The sequence below is a fragment of the Bradyrhizobium sp. 159 genome (assembly GCF_023073795.1).
Classification (GTDB): Bacteria; Pseudomonadota; Alphaproteobacteria; order Rhizobiales; family Xanthobacteraceae; genus Bradyrhizobium.
This window is the reverse complement of the sequence record NZ_JADPKE010000071.1, coordinates 93,072-109,936: the sequence shown is the minus strand read 5'-3', so window position 1 is coordinate 109,936 and position 16,865 is coordinate 93,072. Positions and strand designations below refer to the sequence as shown.

Sequence of the window (16,865 nt, the reverse complement as noted above, 5' to 3'; positions counted from 1 at the left end):
GCCGCAACCGGCCGCGTCTTCGGCAACACTACAGGCCGGCAGCATCGCCCATCATGCCCCAAAATTCGGAGCAATCGGAGCATTCGCGGAAGAGACGGTGAGCGCTTTGCCTACGCCCCGTTCCAGACAGCGCTCACCCCAGCTGAAACACCGCGACCGGCCGCTCATAGCCGCGCACCTCGACCTCGCCCAGCGCCACGGCGTCGCTGCCGTCGTCGCCCAGCACTTCGCGGACGGATGCGGAAATCAGGAGCTGGGAGCCGAACTCCTTGTTCAGCGCCTCCAGCCGCGAGGCGAAGTTCACGGTGTCGCCGATGACCGTGTATTCCTTGCGTCGGGGCGAGCCGATATTGCCGGCGACAACCTCACCGAAATGGATGCCGATGCCGATCCGCAGCGGCCAGCTGGTTTGCGCGTTGATGCGATTCATCGCGGTTAGCATCTCGCGGCCTGCGCCGACAGCGCGATGCGCGGCGTCGGAGGCTTCCAGCGGCGCGCCGAACAGCGCGAGAAAACCGTCACCCAAAAACTTGTTCACGATACCGCCGTGGCGATCGAGAATGTCGACCAATATTGCGAAGGCGCCGTCGAGCCGGTCGACCACCTCCTGGGGCGTGCGGGACTGCGCGCCGGCCGTGAAGCCGCGGAAATCGACGAACATCACCGCGACGCGGCGGAGATCACCGCTGGCGCTCGTTCCCGCCGCCATCAGCCGCTCCACCACCTGCGGCGAGACGTGTTGGCCGAACAGATTGGTCACCCGGTCGCGCGCGGTCGCCGCCGCGATGCTCGCGGCAAATTGCCGCCGCAGCTGCGCGCCGACGGCGCCGGCGAGCACGCCGCAGATCAGGATGACAATGCTGCGCACCGCGTGAAAATAGATCTGGGGCTCGCCGGCTTCGCTCGCCGAATTGTAATACAGCGCGACGGCCAGAAGTCCGGCGGCGGCCACGAAACCCGTGAAGGTGGAGAGCCAGAAATCGAGCCGCAGGGTCGAGAGGATGACAAAAATGAAGTACATCAGCGGCACGGCGAAGCCGAGCGCCTGGCTCGCGCCCATGGTCCGGATTTGCAGGATGAGAACACCGTGGGCAGCGAGGTCTCGATCAGCGTGCCGATATAGCGCCTGATCACCGGCAGGTCGCGATCGAGGCGGAGGTTCTTCCTGATCTGGGTGTGGACCCAGACTTCGAACAGGATGAAACCGACCAGAAGGCCATAGACCTCGATCAGCCCTTCCGTTCCGCGCCAGACCCGGTTCACGACAGCGGGCTCGATCAGATAGATCGCGGTGAGGAACAACACCATGACGCAGCCCGTCATGATCAGCGCGCGCACCCGCAACAGTTCGGTGCGCAGCACCTCCCGCGTCAGCTCACGCTCGAAATCGTCCGATAGCACGGCATGCTGCCGCGTCTTCCTGCTCGCAAATTTCGCCATTCCGCCCCTCGATTCCGGGGGCATCTTGCCTCAATCCAGCGTGCGGCGGAAGCGCGTCACTGCGATGGTCATGGCAAGCAGCATCAGGGCCGCCAGCGCCAGCGTGTCGAAGCGCAGGTTCTGCATGGTCGCGCCCTTCAGCATGATGGCGCGGACGATACGCAGATAATGGGTCAGCGGCAGGCCCTCGCCGAGATATTGCGCCCAGGCCGGCATCCCCGCGAACGGGAACATGAAGCCGGAGAGCAGGATGCTCGGCAGAAAGAACATCATCGACATCTGCATGGCCTGAAGTTGGTTCTGCACCAGCGTGGAGATCGTGTAGCCGATCGACAGATTCGTGGTGATGAACAGCGTCGAGAGCAGCGCCAGGAGGAACAGATTGCCAAGCAGGGGCACGCCGAACAGGCCGACACCAATGCCAATGATGAGGAAGGCCTGGAGGAAGCCGACCAGGACGTAAGGCACGATCTTGCCGAACATCACCTCGACCGGCTTGATCGGCATCGACAACAGGCTCTCCATGGTGCCGCGCTCGACCTCGCGCGTGACCGACAGCGCGGTGAAGATCAGCATGGTCATGGTGAGGATGGTGCCGACGAGGCCCGGCACGATGTTGAGGCTGGAGGCCGCGGCCGGATTGTAGCGGGCATGGGCGCGGATCTCGAACGGCATCTCCGGGGGATCGCCGATGTAGAGATCGTGCTTGAGCGCGGTCTGCACCACCATGCCGAGCGAACCGATCGCCGAGCTTGCCGCAACCGGATCGGTGGCGTCGGCCGCGACCAGCAGCGCCGGCCTGTCGCCGCGCCGCACCGCCCGCTCGAAGCCGCGCGGGATCTCGACGCCGAACAGCACCTTGCCGGATTTCAGCAGATTGTCGAAATCATCGACATCGTGCACTTCATAGAGGAAGCGGAAATAGGCGGTGTTCTCCAGCGCCTTCAGGATCGAGCGGGCGAGATCGGAGTCCTCCTGGAGCAGCACCGCGCTTGGCAGGTTACGCGGTGTGGTGTTGATGGCATAGCCGAACAGCATGAGCTGCATCACCGGCAGCATCACGATCATGGCGAACGAGACGCGGTCGCGCCTCAGCTGGATGAACTCCTTGACCAGCATCGCATAGGAGCGTTTCCAGAAGCCGAAGCGCTCCCGGATTTCGTGGGCCGGCGCGGGATGATCGACAGCGCTCATGGGAAATTGTCCTTACTGGAAATTGTCCTTTGAGCGGCTCATCAGCTCGATGAACACGTCTTCGAGCGATGGCGACGATTTCTGCCAGTGCAGGCCGCTTCTCTCGCGCCACGGCCCGATGCTGGCCTCGAGCGCAGCGACGTCGCGCCCCGAAACGTGCAGCGAGGTGCCGAACGGCGCCACCATATCGATGCCGGGCTTGCCCGTGAGCGCGGCCGCGATCTCATTGAGGTCTTCGCCCGTGACCGTGTAGGTGGTGAGCGCGGATTTGGCGATCACCTGCTCCACCGTGCCATGCGTCAGGAGATGACCATAAGCGATATAGGCGATCTCGTGACAGCGCTCGGCCTCGTCCATGTAATGGGTCGAGACCAGCACGGTGAGGCCGTCGGCGGCGAGCGCGTGGATCTCGTTCCAGAAGTCGCGCCGCGCCTTGGGATCAACGCCGGCGGTCGGCTCGTCGAGCAGCAGGAGTTGCGGATTGGGCAGCGTGCAGGCACCTAATGCCAGGCGCTGCTTCCAGCCGCCGGAGAGCTCGCCGGCCAGCTGCTCCTCGCGGCCCGACAGTCCGAGCCGCTTGATCATGTCGCGCGCAGCGCCGCGCGCGTCAGTGAGGCCATAGAGGCGCGCGACAAATTCGAGGTTCTCGCGCACCGAGAGATCCTGATACAGGCTGAAGCGCTGGGTCATGTAGCCGACCTGGCGCTTGATCTTTTCGGCATCGCGGCGGATGTCGTAGCCGAGGCAGGTGCCCTCGCCGCTGTCGGGCGTGAGCAGGCCGCAGAGGATGCGAATGGTGGTGGTCTTGCCCGAGCCGTTCGGCCCGAGGAAGCCGTAGATCGAGCCGCGCCTCACCTGCATCGACAGATCGTGCACGACCTCGCGGCCCCCGAACGACTTGGTCAGGCCCTTGACGTCGATCGCGATGCCGTTGCCGCCGCTCATCGCCTATCCGCCACCGGTGTCTTCGGATCGAGATAGACGTTGATCGGCTGTCCGACGCGCAAGGCGTCGGGGCGCGAGGGCCGCGCCTGGATCAGATAGACCAGCTTGTTCCGCTCATCGAGACTGTAGATGACGGGCGGGGTGTATTCGGCCGAGGTCGCGATGAAATAGATCTTTGCGGTGAGATCGGCCGCGCAATTGTCGCAGGCGATGCGCACTGTGTCCCCGATGGCGAGCTTCGGCAGCTCGGTCTCCGGCACGAAGAAGCGCAGCTTCATGTTGCCGGGCGGCATGATCGAGAGCACCGGCCGCTGCGCCGCCACCATCTCGCCCTCGCGGAAATAGATCTGCTGGATGGTGCCTGCGACCGGCGCAAAGCCCTTGCGACGCGCTAGCCGCGTCTCCGACGTCGCCACCCGCGCTTGCGCCACCCGTAAAGCCGAAACAGCAGAATCGAGATTGGCCTGCGTGCCGGAGCCGGTCTTGCTCAGCGAGGCCGCCCGGTCATAGGTCTGCTGCGCATTCGCCAGCGTCGCCTTCTGCTGGTTGAGATCGGCAAGCTGGAGGTCGTCATCGACGGAATAGAGGTGATCGCCTACCTTGACCTCGTCGCCCTCGCGGACATTGAGCTTGGTCACCCGGCCGGCTTCGTCCGGGCTGACGAAGATCATGTCGGCCTCGACCCAGCCCTGGAAGCCGGGATCGCGCTTCTCCTTGCAGCCGCCAAGCGAGGTTACGATCGCCAGAACCACGATCGAGCAAAGGCGCGACAGCTGTCGCCCCCTGACCCTGAGGAGCCGCCAACGGGTCCGCGCGGAGCGCGGCCCGATGACAGGCTCCGCGGCCTCTCGAAGGGCGAGGAGCCACAGCCGGGCCTGCATCCTTCGAGACGCGCGTTCCGCGCTCCTCAGGATGAGGTCAGACATGATTTGCGACGACCTCATGTCGTCCTCCGTTCGCCAAAAATCAAATCGAGATGGACGCGCAGCATCTCCTGCGCGTCGAGCGGCGCGTGCCGTGCGAACAAGCTCTGCCAAATCACCGCGATCATCGCGGGCGCAACCAGGATCTGGGGAAACCGCGCGAGATTTTTCTCGCGGATCTCGCCACGGGCGATGCCGAGCTCGATCAGCGCGCGCATGCCCGCGATTCCGCGCGAGACGACCTCGCGGTAGTAGAAATCGGCAACGGACGGAAAGCGCGGCCCCTCCGCCACGATCAGGCGCACGAGGTCGCCGCGCCTGGTGCCGATGACCTCCTTCAGAAAGTTGCTGGCGAAGGTCTCGACAAGGTCGCGGACCGTTCCGGTCGGCGGCGGCAGCGTCGTAAGGCGCGTGACCACCGGCACGATCACGGTGCGCACCAGCTCCTCGAACATCGATTCCTTGTCCTTAAAGTGCAGGTAGATCGTGCCTTTGGCGACGCCGGCTCGTTTGGCGATTTCGTCGAGCCGGGTCGCGGCAAAGCCGCGCGCGATGAACTCGTCCATCGCCGCCTCCACGATCGCGGCGCGCCGCTCCGCCGCGCGGGCGGCCCGATTTGAAACGCGGGCCTCGGCCTCAGCGCCGGCTTCGGGTGCCTGGCTTGCGGCTTGAGCCGCGGATGCGATCGTTCTGGCTGGCTTCTTCGTCATGCATAATTCATGACTGACTAGTCAGTCATCGTCAATAGGTGACGGAATCGCACTAGACGCGACGAATTAGCATTTACTAATGAATTAGTGTATGCTAATGCGTCTCTCATGATGGAAGCCACCCCCAACCCCGTAACGGCCGTGATGCGCGCCCTCGCCGATCCGACCCGCCGCGCCGTATTTGAACGCGTCTTCGACAGCCGGGAAATCAGCGTCGCCGAGCTGACACGCGGCAGCGGCGTGACCCAGGGCGCGATCTCGCAGCACCTGAAATCCCTCAAGCAGGCCGGCCTCGTCGCCGAGCGCGCCGAGGGCCGCAATGTCTACTACCGCGCCGCGCCGCAAGGGCTCGAGCCCCTGGTCACCTGGATGGACCATTACGGCGTGTTCTGGCGCGAGCGCTTCCAGAACCTGCGTGACCTCTTGAAGGAGATCGATCCGTGAGTGCAGCCGAGTTGAAAGCCGAGACCCAAGATATCGTCCGGGACATCGTCGTTGACGAAGTGCTCCCTCATGCGCCGGAGACGATCTGGAAGGCGCTGACCAGTGCCGAGTTGATCGGGCGTTGGCTGATGAAGCCGACTGGCTTCGAGCCGGTTGAAGGCAACACCTTCACATTCCAGACCACCCCGGGCGGCGCCTGGGACGGCGTCATTCATTGCCGGGTTCTCGAGGTGGTGGCCAACAGGCGTCTTGTCTACGCCTGGAAAGGCGGCGATGAGCGCAACACCGGTTACGGCGCGCCGCTCGACACCGTTGTGACCTGGTCCCTCGCTCCGGTCGAAGCCGGCACCCGGATCCGCCTGATCCATGCGGGCTTCGTCATGCCGAGGAACGAGTCGGCCTACAACGTGATGAGCGGCGGCTGGAAAAAGGTCGTCAGACAGCTCGACGAGATCAGCGGCGAGAAGTGAGGAGATATCGCGATGGACAAACCCTATACCGGTGGCTGCGCCTGCGGCGCGATCCGCTATTCGATTGCCGGCAAGCCGCTGTTCAGCAACCACTGCCAATGCCGCGACTGCCAGCGGGAAAGCGGCAGTGGGCATGGCTCGTACGCGACGTTCGCACGCGCCGGCGTCACGGTGACCGGCGAGGCTAAGCATTGGGACATGGTCGCCGACAGCGGCAACGTCAAGACGCGTGGTTTCTGCACGCAATGCGGCGTGCCTGTGTACATGACCTTCGCGGCACAGCCCGACGTCTTCACGATCCGCGCCGCAAGCCTCGACGAGCCCGCCCGCTACAAGCCGCAGGCGGTCACTTTCGCCGCGCGCGGCCATGACTGGGACCGCCTCGACCCCAGCCTGCTAAAGTTCGATGGCATGCCGCCGGGGTGAGGTGCGTTCCCTCTCCCGCTTGCAAGCGGGAGAGGTGAAACACCAGCGCTTGCAAGCGGGAGAGGTGAAACACCAGCAGCTAAATTCAACTGTGAAACTTCAGACCGTCGACGATCTTGTCGATCACCTTGCGCTCGGCACGCATCGCGATGCCGACGAGATTGAGCTCGGCGCGCGCCACGCCCCTCACCGCCTCGCGATTGGCGGCATCGTGCGTGGTCTTGAACATGTCCTCGGTATAGACCGCCGGTTTGACGTTGCGTGTCAGTGCCCGGTCGAGCGCGCGTGATAATGCCGGACCATCCGCGCCATAGATCAGGATCGGTTGGCCGATCAGCGCGTGATATTTCGTGCCCGAGGCGTCCTCATAGGCTTCGCCGATACATTCCGGAAAGGCCGCGGCGATGCCGCTGGTGAGGAAAGACGCGATGTTGAGCTTCTGCCAGGCCTGAAGATCGGTGCGGATCACGATGGCGATCTTGGTGTCGAACTGCATGTGTATTCCTAACTGTCATTCCACGCGCGATGCTACGCATCGCCCCGGAATGACGGCAAGAAGATTCAGCGCTCGAGGGATCAACCCTTGGCGTCGCAGGCCCAGGCGCGGATCACGCATTCCTTGCCGCCGTATTTGTAGCATTCGCGCGTCGCCGCATTCAGCGACGCCGAGATCTTCGGTTTGACGGCATAGCCATAGGCGCCGCACGGGTTGACGAGATCGACCGACATCGCAGCACAGGCGCGCTTCATCGTGACGGTGGTGCAATCACCCTTGCACTGCTTCTGTGCCACGGCGCGGGCCTCGTGCTCGGCGCCGTAATCATAGGCTTGGCCATAGGCGCCGCACTTGCCAACCGCAATGGCACCGGCGGCGTGAGCTTCTGTGATGTGACGGGCGCCGGAGACACAAACCGAGAGAGCAAAGAAAAACATCGCGCAACGGCGCGCGACGACGTTCGAAGCCATGGAAAAACCCCTCCCCCCAAGGCAGGCGAAGGCGACTCTAAGCGGCGGTCGTTTCCAGATGGTGAACGGGCGGTTGAAATGGGCGACTTGCGAGGGTTGCTACGACACTGTCATCCGCGCCGTGCCGCTTCCAGTGCCTGCGGGGTGTCGATGTCGAGGAAGGCGCTCTCGCCGTCGACGGGCACTTCGGCCACCGCTTCGGTGTGCTTGGCGATCAAGTGTCGCGCGCCAACGTCGCCGTCGAGCGTCATCAACTCCTTAAAGAAGCGACGCGACCATAGCACCGGGTTGCCGCGGCGGCCCTCGCTGACGGGCACGACAATGAGGTTGCCGCGGTCCGGCGCAAAGCCGTAGATGAGGCGGTCGATCAGGCCGGCGTCGATCAGCGGCATGTCGCCGAGACAAACCACGGCGCCATCGCAGGTCTCGGGCACGGCCGCGATACCGGCCTTGACCGAGCTCGCGATGCCGCCGGCGAAATCCGGGTTACGGACGAATTTGACCTTCAGGCCTTGCAGCGCCTGCTCGACCAGCTCGGCCTGGTGGCCGGTGACGACGATCACCTCGGATGCCCGGGAGGCCAGTGCCCGCTCGGTGGCGATCCGCACCAGCTTCTTGCCTTCGAACTCCGCGAGCAGCTTGTTCGGTCCGCCCATCCGGGTGGAGCGGCCCGCCGCCAGCACGATGGCGGCGACCTGACTGTTGCCCTCGGTCTCGGGTTTTGCGCGCGGCTGCGGCCGCGTCACGATCTCCATCAGGAGGCCGCCGACGCCCATGCCCATCAGCTCGGACCGCGTCACCTTGATGCCGGCGAGCAGCCGCATCAGCACCCAGTCAAAACCGTTCTCGACCGGCGAGCGCGCGCAGCCGGGCGCGCCCAGCACCGGGACGTCGCCAGCGCGGGCGATCAGCAGCAGATTGCCGGGATCGACCGGCATGCCGAAATGCTCGATCTCACCACCGATGCCGGTGACGGCTGCCGGAATCACGTCGCGGCGATCAGCGATCGCGGACGCGCCGAACACGATCACGAGCTCAGCCCCCAGCTCGAGCAACTCCTTGATCGCCGCCGACAGCGCCTGCTCCTCATGCGGGACCCGCCGCTCGGCGACGATGCCGGCGCCGGCCGGTGCAAGGCGCTCGGCAGTGACGCGCAGCGTCTTGTCGATCACCTTGGAAGACAGGCCCGGCAGCAGCGTTGAGACCACGCCGACGCGCTTGACGACGTAAGGGGCGATTCTGAGAACGTCCTTGCCGGCGGCCTTCACCGCGGCATCGCGCAAACTCTCCCCGATGCCAAACGGGATTATCTTGACGGTGCCGACCATCTCGCCCTCGACCACCGGCTTGAACGCCTGCAGCGTGGCAAAGGTGATGGCCTCGTCGACATTGTTGATGCGGTCGACTGCGGCGCGGTCGATCACCAGCACGCCCGCCCGCGCGGCGAACAAATTGGCGCGGCCGGTGAAGGCGCGCTCGACATGGATGCCCTCGCCGCCGACGGCAAGCGCGATGCTGGCGGCCGCAACGTCCTCGGAGACGTCGCCCGCCTCCATGCGTACCACGACAATCTGCTTGATGCCGGCGCGCTCCAGCGTCTCGACCTCGGTGGGGCCGATCGTCGTGCCTTTCTTGAGCACCAGCGGTCCCTGGCGCAGGGTGTGGACGGTCACCCCGCCGATCGCATCCCTCGGACTCGCCGGGCCGAACTTCATGCCGCTTCTTCTCTTTCTTTCGGAGGCAGGCGCAGCACCGCCGTGATCTCGGCCATGATCGCCACCGCGATCTCGGCCGGCGAGACCGCGCCGATCGCAAGGCCAATGGGCGCATGGATGCGCGCGATGTCGCTTTCTTTCGCGCCCTGCGCCCGCAGCCGGTCGCCCCGCTTCGCGTGCGTCTTGCGCGAGCCGAGCGCACCGATGTAGAAGCAATTGCGCTCGAAGGCGTGCAGCAGCGCGGGATCGTCGATCTTGGGATCGTGCGTTACCGCGACGAAGGCGGTGTAGGCATCGACATTGAGCGGCGGCAGCGCAGTGTCGGGCCATTCGGCGATCAGCGGAATATCGGGGAAGCGCTCAGGGCTTGCAAACGCCGTGCGTGGATCGATCACAGTGACGTCGTAGCCGAGCGAGCGCGCCAGCGGCGCCAAGGCCTGGCTGATATGCACCGCGCCGATGATGACGAGCTTGGCAGTCGGCGCATAGACGTTGAGGAACAGCTTCTTGCCGCCGGCCTCGACATTGGCGCTCTTGCCGGCGCGAAGCTGCTTTTCCAGCTCTGCGCGCAGCGGATCTTTGGCAAAGTCCTTCGCCTTCACCAGGCGCTGCTCGCCGCTTTCGGTGTCCGTCACCAGAATGACCGGCCGGCGCGCGGCGCGCTCGGCGTTGAGTTCGTGCAGGATCGCGAGCTTCACGGCTAGCCGACCTTCTCGACGAAGACGCGGATGGTGCCGCCGCAGGACAGCCCGACATTCCAGGCGGTCTCGTCGGCCACGCCAAACTCCAGCATCTTGGGCTTGCCACTCTCGATCACGTCCATGGCTTCGGTGACCACGGCGCCCTCGACGCAGCCGCCGGAGACGGAGCCCAAGAACGTGCCCTCGTCATTGATGACGAGACTCGAGCCCGCCGGACGCGGCGCCGAGCCCCAGGTCTCCACGACGGTGGCGAGCGCAACCCCACGGCCCGCCTTCTGCCAGTCCTCCGCCGCCTTCATAATATCCTCGTCGCGATCGAGCATGGGTGGCCTCTCAAGCTGCGGAGCGGATCAGGCTGCGGTGATGCGGCGGCAGCGGCTGGGAGAGCGTGGTGATCAGCTCCTGGATCGAACTCAAATTATGTACCGGGCGGAATTCGTCAACGTGGGGGAGCATCATTTTGATGCCCTGCGCCTTGGCCTCGAAACCGCCGAACCGGAGCAGCGGGTTCAGCCAGATCAGCCGCCGGCAGGATCGGTGCAGCCGGTCCATCTCGAAGGCCAGCTTGGAATCGGCCTCTCGCTCCAGCCCGTCGGAGATGAGCAGCACAATGGCACCCTGGCTCAGCACGCGCCGCGCCCACAATTTGTTGAAGTTGTGCAGCGAGGCAGAGATCCGCGTGCCACCGGCCCAATCCTCGACCGACGCCGAGCAGCTCGCCAGCGCCTCATCAGGGTCGCGCTGGCGCAGCGCGCGGGTGACGTTGGTCAGCCGGGTGCCGAACAGGAACACCGAGACGCGCTTGCGCGCATCGGTGATGGCATGGAGGAAATGCAGGAATAGGCGGGTGTATTCGTTCATCGAGCCCGAGATATCGAGCAGCGCAACGATCGGCGCGGGCTTCTCGATCCGTCCAAGGCGATGGATGTCGATGATGTCGCCGCCAGTGCGTAAAGATGCTCGGAGCGTGCGGCGCAGGTCGAGGCGTAGCCCGCGTGGATCGGGCCGGCGCCGGCGCGTCAGGAGCTCGGCTTGCGGCAGCCGCATCCGCTCGACGGCGCGAAGCGCCTCGGCGATCTCGGCCGCGCTCATCTGCGCAAAGTCCTTCTTCTGGAGGATCTCCTTGTCGGAGACCGACAGGCGCAGATCCTGCTCCTGGTGCTGCGGCGTCTCCGTCATGCGCGGCTGCGACATCGCCTCCTGCACGCGGCGGGAGCCTGCCTGCGGCTTCTTCCTGGCCTGCTCCGGCAGCGGCACCGAATCCAGCATATGCTTCCACTCTTCAGAGGCGCGGAAGAACAGGTTGAAAGCCTGCTTGAAGATCAGCGCATGCTCGTGGCGCTTGACGAAGATGGCCTCAAGCGTGGCGAAGACATCGGTGCGGCTGCCGATGTCGATCACCTGGAGCGCGCTCATCGCATCGATGACGGCGCCTGGGCCCACCGGCATCCCCGCCGCACGCAGCGCGCGGGCAAAGCCGACGATGTTGTCGGCGAACTGCTCGGTCTGCTCCGGGGCAAGATGGTTGATAGCCATGGTCTAATCCCTCTCTCCGTCATTCCGGGGTGCCGCTCAAGCGGCGAACCCGGAATCCAGAGATTGCGGCGCGAGATTCCGGGTTCGCGACTGCGTCGCGCCCCGGAACGACGGACCTACGACTCGCTCGTGGCGTCCTTCAGCACCTTCTGCAAGGCATCGCCCTGCATCCGGGTGATGTCGTCCTGGTATTTGAGCAGCGCGCCCAGCGTATCGCCGACCACTTGCGGGGTCAGCGAACGGGCGTCGAGCTCCGACAAAGCGGTGGCCCAATCGATGGTCTCGGCGACACCCGGCGACTTGTAGAAGTCCTGGTTGCGCAGCGCCTGGACGAAGCGCACGACCTGCTCCGAAAGTTTCGCCGATATGCCGGGCACGCGCGTCTTGACGATCGCGAGCTCGCGCTCGGCGGCGGGATAATCCACCCAGTGATAGAGACAGCGCCGCTTCAGCGCGTCGTGGATCTCGCGGGTGCGGTTAGAGGTGATGATGACGATCGGCGGGTGCGGCGCCCTCACGGTACCAAATTCGGGGATCGTCACCTGGAAGTCGCTGAGGATTTCGAGCAGGTACGCCTCGAACGCCTCGTCGGCGCGGTCGAGTTCATCGATCAGCAGCACCGGCGGACCGGCGACGTCGGGCTCCAGCGCCTGGAGGAGCGGCCGCTTGATCATGTAACGGTCCGCGAAGATGTCGCTCGAGAGCTGGTCGCGATCAGTGTCGCCGGCCGCTTCCGCCATCCGGATCGCGATCATCTGCGCGGCGCTGTTCCACTCATAGACCGCGGAGGAGACGTCAAGGCCCTCGTAGCACTGAAGGCGGATCAATTTCCGCCGCAGCGCCGCCGAAAGCACCTTGGCGATCTCGGTCTTGCCGACGCCGGCCTCGCCTTCCAGGAACAGCGGCCGGCCCATGCGCAGCGAGAGATAGGTCACCGTGGCCAGCGACCGCTCGGCGAGGTAGCCACACGAGGTCAGGAGTTCGAGCATCGCATCGACCGATGCCGGCAAAGCACCGGAAGAATTGGCCGCTGAAGTCATGAAAAAGCCAGTCTCGCTACGCCCTCACCGGGGACAGTTTGGGCCGCGGAATGAGGTCAGCTCATTCCTTGGCATTGGCGGCATCGACGGCGCGGCGCGTCAGCACGCCGATGAGATGCGCACGGTACTCGGCGCTGCCGTGGATGTCGCTGTTGAGGCCTTCGGCCGGCATCACGATGCCGTCAAGCGCCTTCGACGAGAAGCGCTTCTTCAGGGCCTCCTCGAACGCGGTGACGCGGAACACGCCTTCGGAGCCGGCACCGGTGACGGCGACGCGCACGTCCGACGGACGCCGCGCCACGAACACGCCGACCAGCGCGTAGCGCGAAGCCTGGTTGCGGAATTTGACATAGGCCGCCTTCTTCGGCAGCGGAAACATCACCTTGGTGATGATCTCGTCGGCTTCAAGCGCGGTCGAGAACAGGCCCTGGAAATACTCTTCCGCCTTCAGGCGGCGCTTGTTGGTGACGATGGTCGCCCCTAACGCGAGGACGGCGGCCGGATAATCCGCGGTCGGATCGTTGTTGGCGAGCGAGCCGCCGATCGTGCCCTTGTGACGCACGGCGGGATCGCCGATTCCACCCGCAAGGCTGGCGAGCGCCGGGATCGCCTCGCCGACGATCGGGGAGCTTGCGACCTCGGCATGCTTGGCGGTGGCTCCGATCACCAGCGAGCGACCCTTCATCTCGATCGTGTCGAGCCCCTCGATGTGAGAGAGGTCGACCAGATGCGGCGGGCTGGCGAGGCGCTGCTTCATGACGGGAATCAGCGTGTGGCCGCCGGCGATCACCTTGGCGTCTTCGTTCTTCACCAGGAGATTGGCCGCCTGGCGCACGGTGCCGGGGCGATGATATTTGAATTCATACATGGGTGTGTCCTGATCGCGGAATGCGCGCGCGGTCTACGCGAGATCGGATTTGGCCATCGCCTTCGCACCGGCGGTGATCGAGGCGACGATGTTCTGATAGCCGGTGCAGCGGCAGAGATTGCCTTCCAGCTCTTCGCGGATAGTGTGGTCGTCGAGCTCATGGCCCTTGCGATGCACGATGTCGATCGCGGTCATGATCATGCCGGGCGTGCAGAAGCCGCACTGCAGGCCATGATGCTCGCGGAAGGCCTCCTGCATCGGATGCAACGGCGCGCCATCCGCGGCGAGCCCCTCGATCGTCTTGACCTCGTGGCCATCGGCCATCACCGCCAGCGTGGTGCAGGACTTCACGGCCTTGCCATCGAGATGCACGACGCAGGCGCCGCACTGCGAGGTGTCGCAGCCGACATGGGTCCCGGTCAGCCGCAGATTCTCGCGCAGGAACTGCACCAGGAGGGTGCGGGGATCGACATTGGCCGTGACTGGATTGCCGTTCACGATGAGGGAGATTTTTGCCATAAGCACTCTCTATCAGCGCCCCGACGGGTCCCATCGAAGCGGTTCTTATAATTATTCCGACCCATCATATGGGCCATTATGCCCGGGAGCAACATCGCCCCGGACGCAAGGCGCCATGTCCAAAGGCGATAGCCTTTAGCCCTGTACCGCCTTGGCGAAGTTCGCGAAAAATTCGTCGGCCAGCTTCTTGGCGGCGCCGTTGATCAGGCGCTGGCCGAGCTGCGCCAACTTGCCGCCGATCTGCGCCTCGACGTCGTAGGAGAGCAGTGTGCCGCCGTCCTTCTCCGCGAGCCTGACGGCCGCGCCGCCCTTAGCGAAGCCGGCCACCCCACCCTCACCCTCACCGGAGATCTTGTAGCCGTTGGGCGGGTCGAGATCGGAGAGCATGACTTTGCCCTTGAAGCGCGCGGACACCGGGCCAACCTTCATTTTCGCCGTTGCGCGAAAGCCGCCGTCGTCGGTCTTCTCCAGCTCCTCGCAGCCGGGGATGCAGGCCTTCAGCACCTCGGGGTCGTTGAGCTTGTCCCACACGGCCTCGCGCGGCGCCGCAAGCTGAACTTCGCCGTTCATCGTCATGGCCATGGGTGCCTCCCGGATCGCACAACTATAATGCTGCTCAAGTAACGCACGGAGGCCGTAAAGGAAAGGGCGGCCCCCGGTCACGTGCAATGCATATTCGCAACTGCAAAAAGCTTGCGCCGATGGTTTGGGATTGGCACAGGCGGGCCATGGTGGTTAGGTCCCGCACAATATGAGCACATCCCTCTCCCCCCTGCTCGCGCCGATGCTGTCAAGCGCAGCCATGCGCGCGGTCTGCGACGATCGGTCGACCCTCCAGAACATGCTCGATTTCGAGGCAGCTCTGGCACGGGCCGAAGCCGCCACAGGTGTGATTCCCCCATCCGCGGTGGAGTCGATCGCGTCCGCCTGCAAGGCTGATGCCTTTGATATGGCAGCCCTGGCCGAGGCCGCGACGCGATCAGGCAATCTCGCGATTCCCCTGGTCAAGGCGCTGACCGCCAATGTCGGCAGGGCCGATGCGGAGGCCGCGCGTTACGTGCATTGGGGCGCGACCAGCCAGGACGTCATCGACACCGCGACCATGCTCACGCTGCGCGCGGGCATCGGTGCGTTGGACGCCGACCTCAGCCGCGCCATCAAGGGTCTTGCCGCATTGGCGCGCGCCCATCGCGCCACCGCGATGGTCGCGCGCACCTGGCTCCAGCACGCGCTGCCGATGCCGTTCGGGCTGAAGGCTGCCGAATACGCCGCAAGCCTTGCCCGCAGCCGCTGCCGCCTCAGGCGGCTCTCCCGCGAGGGTCTCGCGCTGCAATTCGGCGGCGCCGCCGGCACGCTCGCCGCGCTCGGCGACAAGGGACTAGCTGTTGCAGAGCGGCTGGCGCAGGAGCTGAACCTGCCATTGCCGGATGCGCCCTGGCACACCCATCGCGACCGCATCGCGGAGGCGGCGTCCTGCCTTGCGATTCTCGCCGGCAGTTGCGGCAAGATCGCCCGCGACGTCTCGCTGCTGATGCAGACCGACGTCGCCGAAGCGTTCGAACCCGCCGGCGAAGGCCGCGGCGGCTCCTCGACTATGCCGCACAAGCGCAACCCAGTCGCCGCCGCCAGCGCGCTTGGCGCTGCGACCATGGCCCCGCAACTCGCCGCGACGATTTTTGCCGCGCAAGTGCAGGACCACGAACGCAGCGCCGGCCCCTGGCACGCGGAATGGCCGACGCTGCCGCAATTGATGCTGGTCACCTCGGGCGCGCTTGCCGCCGTCGTTGACATCGCCGAGGGCCTTGACGTCGACACCGCGCGCATGCGCAGCAATCTCGATGCGACGCACGGCTTGATCATGGCGGAAGCGGTCACCTTTGCGCTGGCAGAGACGATCGGCAAGAGCGATGCGCATCATCTCGTCGAGGCCGCCAGCAAGCGCGCGGTCGCCGAGAAGAAGCATCTGCGCGAGGTACTGTCGGCTGATTCGCTTGTTACCGCTCATCTGCCGCCGGAAAAAATTGCGGCATTGTTCGAGCCGATGGCCTATCAAGGAGCTTCCCAAGCCCTGATCGACCGGCTGCTCGACAGCCTCGATCGCGAATAAGAACCGCGAATCCGACGGAGACGCCGCATGCCCATGATCGATGCCGACGGTTGCCTGCTCAACGTCTCGGTCGAGGGCCGCGACGGCGGACCGACCTTGATGCTCTCCAATTCGCTGGGCTGCACGCTGCAAATGTGGGAGCCGCAGATGAAGGCGCTGACGCAGGTGTTCCGCGTCATCCGCTACGACCGCCGCGGCCACGGCAAGTCCAACGTTCCGCCCGGTCCCTACACGATGGAGCGCTTCGGCCGCGACGTGCTCGCGATCCTCGACGATCTCAACATCGAGAAGGTGCATTGGTGCGGCCTGTCGATGGGCGGCATGGTCGGACAATGGCTGGGCGCGAACGCGCCGGAACGCTTCGGTAAGATCATCCTCGCCAACACCTCCTGCTATTATGCCGAACCGACCAAATGGCTGGAACGCATCGACGCTGTGAAGAAGGGCGGCATCGCGGCGGTCGCCGATGCCGTGCTTGCGGGCTGGCTGACCCAGGATTTCCGCGAGCGCGAGCCCGAGATCACCGCGAAGATGAAGTCGATGCTGCTTGCCTCGCCCGTCGAGGGCTATCTCGCCTGCTGCGAGGCGCTGTCGACACTGGACCAGCGCGCGCTGCTTCCCAAGATCAAGAGCCCGACGCTGGTGATCGCCGGCCGCCATGACATGGCGACGCCGATCTCGGCGGGCGAGCTGATCCGCTCGAACATTCCCGGCGCCAGCATGACCATCATCGATGCCGCCCACATTTCTAACGTCGAGCAGCCGCACGCGTTTACAGATGCGGTGGTAGGATTTTTGACGCAGCGCTGATCTCACCACGCGTCATTGCGAGCGCAGCGAAGCAATCCAGACTGCCGTCTG

At 65.0% G+C, this 16,865-nt stretch carries 19 protein-coding genes and 1 pseudogene; 5 read left to right on the top strand and 15 right to left on the bottom strand.

Going from position 1 to position 16,865, the window contains the following annotated elements; all coding sequences use genetic code 11:
- Nucleotides 1–133: 133 nt before the first annotated feature.
- The 5 genes and pseudogenes from IVA96_RS20105 to IVA96_RS20085 form a co-directional block, all read right to left on the bottom strand.
- A pseudogene (locus tag IVA96_RS20105) lies at nucleotides 134–1,440 on the bottom strand (adenylate/guanylate cyclase domain-containing protein).
- Between the two features lie 30 nt (nucleotides 1,441–1,470).
- Nucleotides 1,471–2,634 (bottom strand): ABC transporter permease, encoded by a 1,164-nt coding sequence (locus IVA96_RS20100; RefSeq protein WP_247280746.1) that lies wholly within the window; start codon nucleotides 2,632–2,634, stop codon nucleotides 1,471–1,473.
- Nucleotides 2,635–2,646: 12 nt separating this feature from the next.
- Nucleotides 2,647–3,579 carry an ABC transporter ATP-binding protein gene (locus IVA96_RS20095; RefSeq protein ID WP_247280745.1) on the bottom strand — a complete coding sequence of 311 codons (933 nt, stop codon included), beginning with the start codon at nucleotides 3,577–3,579 and terminating at the stop codon, nucleotides 2,647–2,649.
- Entirely contained in the window at nucleotides 3,576–4,523 is a 948-nt protein-coding gene (locus tag IVA96_RS20090; protein ID WP_247280744.1) for an efflux RND transporter periplasmic adaptor subunit, read from the bottom strand. Before IVA96_RS20090 ends, IVA96_RS20095 begins: the two co-directional genes overlap by 4 nt.
- On the bottom strand, nucleotides 4,520–5,212 hold the full coding sequence (locus IVA96_RS20085; protein ID WP_247280743.1) for a TetR/AcrR family transcriptional regulator: 693 nt from the start codon (nucleotides 5,210–5,212) through the stop codon (nucleotides 4,520–4,522). Before IVA96_RS20085 ends, IVA96_RS20090 begins: the two co-directional genes overlap by 4 nt.
- 108 nt (nucleotides 5,213–5,320) lie before the next feature.
- On the opposite strand from IVA96_RS20085, the gene IVA96_RS20080 reads away from it, so the two are divergent.
- From IVA96_RS20080 to IVA96_RS20070, 3 genes are read left to right on the top strand one after another with little or no spacing between them, the layout of a single operon-like run.
- Nucleotides 5,321–5,656, top strand: a complete 336-nt coding sequence (locus IVA96_RS20080; RefSeq protein ID WP_247280742.1) for a metalloregulator ArsR/SmtB family transcription factor — start codon at nucleotides 5,321–5,323, stop codon at nucleotides 5,654–5,656.
- Nucleotides 5,653–6,126 carry an SRPBCC domain-containing protein gene (locus IVA96_RS20075; protein WP_247280741.1) on the top strand — a complete coding sequence of 158 codons (474 nt, stop codon included), beginning with the start codon at nucleotides 5,653–5,655 and terminating at the stop codon, nucleotides 6,124–6,126. The genes IVA96_RS20080 and IVA96_RS20075 overlap by 4 nt, the downstream gene beginning before the upstream one ends.
- A gap of 12 nt (nucleotides 6,127–6,138) precedes the next feature.
- Nucleotides 6,139–6,552, top strand: coding sequence for a GFA family protein (locus IVA96_RS20070; protein WP_247280740.1), 414 nt, complete (start codon nucleotides 6,139–6,141; stop codon nucleotides 6,550–6,552).
- An 85-nt stretch (nucleotides 6,553–6,637) separates the two neighbouring features.
- Here the strand turns inward: IVA96_RS20070 and IVA96_RS20065 are convergent, their stop codons facing one another.
- The 10 genes from IVA96_RS20065 to IVA96_RS20020 all read right to left on the bottom strand — a co-directional run bounded on the left by IVA96_RS20065 (nucleotide 6,638) and on the right by IVA96_RS20020 (nucleotide 14,479).
- A complete protein-coding gene (locus IVA96_RS20065; protein ID WP_247280739.1) occupies nucleotides 6,638–7,048 on the bottom strand; it encodes a DUF2000 family protein in 411 nt (136 codons plus the stop codon).
- A gap of 80 nt (nucleotides 7,049–7,128) precedes the next feature.
- Nucleotides 7,129–7,518 carry a DUF4189 domain-containing protein gene (locus IVA96_RS20060; RefSeq protein ID WP_247280738.1) on the bottom strand — a complete coding sequence of 130 codons (390 nt, stop codon included), beginning with the start codon at nucleotides 7,516–7,518 and terminating at the stop codon, nucleotides 7,129–7,131.
- 110 nt (nucleotides 7,519–7,628) lie between these two features.
- A complete protein-coding gene (locus tag IVA96_RS20055; RefSeq protein WP_247280737.1) occupies nucleotides 7,629–9,233 on the bottom strand; it encodes a molybdopterin-binding/glycosyltransferase family 2 protein in 1,605 nt (534 codons plus the stop codon).
- Complete coding sequence (locus IVA96_RS20050; protein ID WP_247280736.1) at nucleotides 9,230–9,931, bottom strand: XdhC family protein; 702 nt, start codon at nucleotides 9,929–9,931, stop codon at nucleotides 9,230–9,232. The genes IVA96_RS20055 and IVA96_RS20050 overlap by 4 nt, the downstream gene beginning before the upstream one ends.
- A 2-nt stretch (nucleotides 9,932–9,933) precedes the next feature.
- Nucleotides 9,934–10,257, bottom strand: coding sequence for an XdhC family protein (locus IVA96_RS20045; RefSeq protein WP_247280735.1), 324 nt, complete (start codon nucleotides 10,255–10,257; stop codon nucleotides 9,934–9,936).
- Nucleotides 10,258–10,267: 10 nt separating this feature from the next.
- A complete protein-coding gene (locus IVA96_RS20040) occupies nucleotides 10,268–11,470 on the bottom strand; it encodes a VWA domain-containing protein (RefSeq protein WP_247280734.1) in 1,203 nt (400 codons plus the stop codon).
- Nucleotides 11,471–11,586: 116 nt separating this feature from the next.
- On the bottom strand, nucleotides 11,587–12,510 hold the full coding sequence (locus IVA96_RS20035) for a MoxR family ATPase (protein ID WP_247280733.1): 924 nt from the start codon (nucleotides 12,508–12,510) through the stop codon (nucleotides 11,587–11,589).
- A gap of 61 nt (nucleotides 12,511–12,571) precedes the next feature.
- The gene (locus tag IVA96_RS20030) at nucleotides 12,572–13,378 is read right to left on the bottom strand and encodes a xanthine dehydrogenase family protein subunit M (protein WP_247280732.1); all 807 of its coding nucleotides are present in this window, start codon (nucleotides 13,376–13,378) and stop codon (nucleotides 12,572–12,574) included.
- Between the two features lie 33 nt (nucleotides 13,379–13,411).
- On the bottom strand, nucleotides 13,412–13,897 hold the full coding sequence (locus IVA96_RS20025) for a (2Fe-2S)-binding protein (protein ID WP_247280731.1): 486 nt from the start codon (nucleotides 13,895–13,897) through the stop codon (nucleotides 13,412–13,414).
- Between the two features lie 135 nt (nucleotides 13,898–14,032).
- Complete coding sequence (locus IVA96_RS20020; RefSeq protein WP_247280730.1) at nucleotides 14,033–14,479, bottom strand: carbon monoxide dehydrogenase subunit G; 447 nt, start codon at nucleotides 14,477–14,479, stop codon at nucleotides 14,033–14,035.
- 169 nt (nucleotides 14,480–14,648) lie between these two features.
- Here IVA96_RS20020 and IVA96_RS20015 point away from each other — a divergent pair, with 169 nt between their 5' ends.
- Both IVA96_RS20015 and pcaD read left to right on the top strand, forming a co-directional pair.
- Nucleotides 14,649–16,004: a 3-carboxy-cis,cis-muconate cycloisomerase gene (locus IVA96_RS20015; protein ID WP_247280729.1), complete on the top strand. Its 1,356-nt coding sequence runs from the start codon at nucleotides 14,649–14,651 to the stop codon at nucleotides 16,002–16,004.
- Nucleotides 16,005–16,031: 27 nt separating this feature from the next.
- Nucleotides 16,032–16,814 carry a 3-oxoadipate enol-lactonase gene (pcaD, locus tag IVA96_RS20010; RefSeq protein WP_247280728.1) on the top strand — a complete coding sequence of 261 codons (783 nt, stop codon included), beginning with the start codon at nucleotides 16,032–16,034 and terminating at the stop codon, nucleotides 16,812–16,814.
- The last annotated feature ends 51 nt before the right edge of the window (nucleotides 16,815–16,865 follow it).

Excerpts from the sequence above, each read along its gene's own strand:
- IVA96_RS20085 (WP_247280743.1), bottom strand. The coding sequence starts at position 5,212 with ATGACGAAGAAGCCAGCCAGAACGATCGCATCCGCGGCTCAAGCCGCA.
- IVA96_RS20095 (WP_247280745.1), bottom strand. The coding sequence starts at position 3,579 with ATGAGCGGCGGCAACGGCATCGCGATCGACGTCAAGGGCCTGACCAAG.
- IVA96_RS20100 (WP_247280746.1), bottom strand. The coding sequence starts at position 2,634 with ATGAGCGCTGTCGATCATCCCGCGCCGGCCCACGAAATCCGGGAGCGC.
- IVA96_RS20020 (WP_247280730.1), bottom strand. The coding sequence starts at position 14,479 with ATGGCCATGACGATGAACGGCGAAGTTCAGCTTGCGGCGCCGCGCGAG.
- IVA96_RS20045 (WP_247280735.1), bottom strand. The coding sequence starts at position 10,257 with ATGCTCGATCGCGACGAGGATATTATGAAGGCGGCGGAGGACTGGCAG.
- IVA96_RS20055 (WP_247280737.1), bottom strand. The coding sequence starts at position 9,233 with ATGAAGTTCGGCCCGGCGAGTCCGAGGGATGCGATCGGCGGGGTGACC.
- IVA96_RS20065 (WP_247280739.1), bottom strand. The coding sequence starts at position 7,048 with ATGCAGTTCGACACCAAGATCGCCATCGTGATCCGCACCGATCTTCAG.
- IVA96_RS20060 (WP_247280738.1), bottom strand. The coding sequence starts at position 7,518 with ATGGCTTCGAACGTCGTCGCGCGCCGTTGCGCGATGTTTTTCTTTGCT.
- IVA96_RS20025 (WP_247280731.1), bottom strand. The coding sequence starts at position 13,897 with ATGGCAAAAATCTCCCTCATCGTGAACGGCAATCCAGTCACGGCCAAT.
- pcaD (WP_247280728.1), top strand. The coding sequence starts at position 16,032 with ATGCCCATGATCGATGCCGACGGTTGCCTGCTCAACGTCTCGGTCGAG.
- IVA96_RS20030 (WP_247280732.1), bottom strand. The coding sequence starts at position 13,378 with ATGTATGAATTCAAATATCATCGCCCCGGCACCGTGCGCCAGGCGGCC.
- IVA96_RS20015 (WP_247280729.1), top strand. The coding sequence starts at position 14,649 with ATGAGCACATCCCTCTCCCCCCTGCTCGCGCCGATGCTGTCAAGCGCA.
- IVA96_RS20035 (WP_247280733.1), bottom strand. The coding sequence starts at position 12,510 with ATGACTTCAGCGGCCAATTCTTCCGGTGCTTTGCCGGCATCGGTCGAT.
- IVA96_RS20040 (WP_247280734.1), bottom strand. The coding sequence starts at position 11,470 with ATGGCTATCAACCATCTTGCCCCGGAGCAGACCGAGCAGTTCGCCGAC.
- IVA96_RS20070 (WP_247280740.1), top strand. The coding sequence starts at position 6,139 with ATGGACAAACCCTATACCGGTGGCTGCGCCTGCGGCGCGATCCGCTAT.
- IVA96_RS20080 (WP_247280742.1), top strand. The coding sequence starts at position 5,321 with ATGATGGAAGCCACCCCCAACCCCGTAACGGCCGTGATGCGCGCCCTC.
- IVA96_RS20090 (WP_247280744.1), bottom strand. The coding sequence starts at position 4,523 with ATGAGGTCGTCGCAAATCATGTCTGACCTCATCCTGAGGAGCGCGGAA.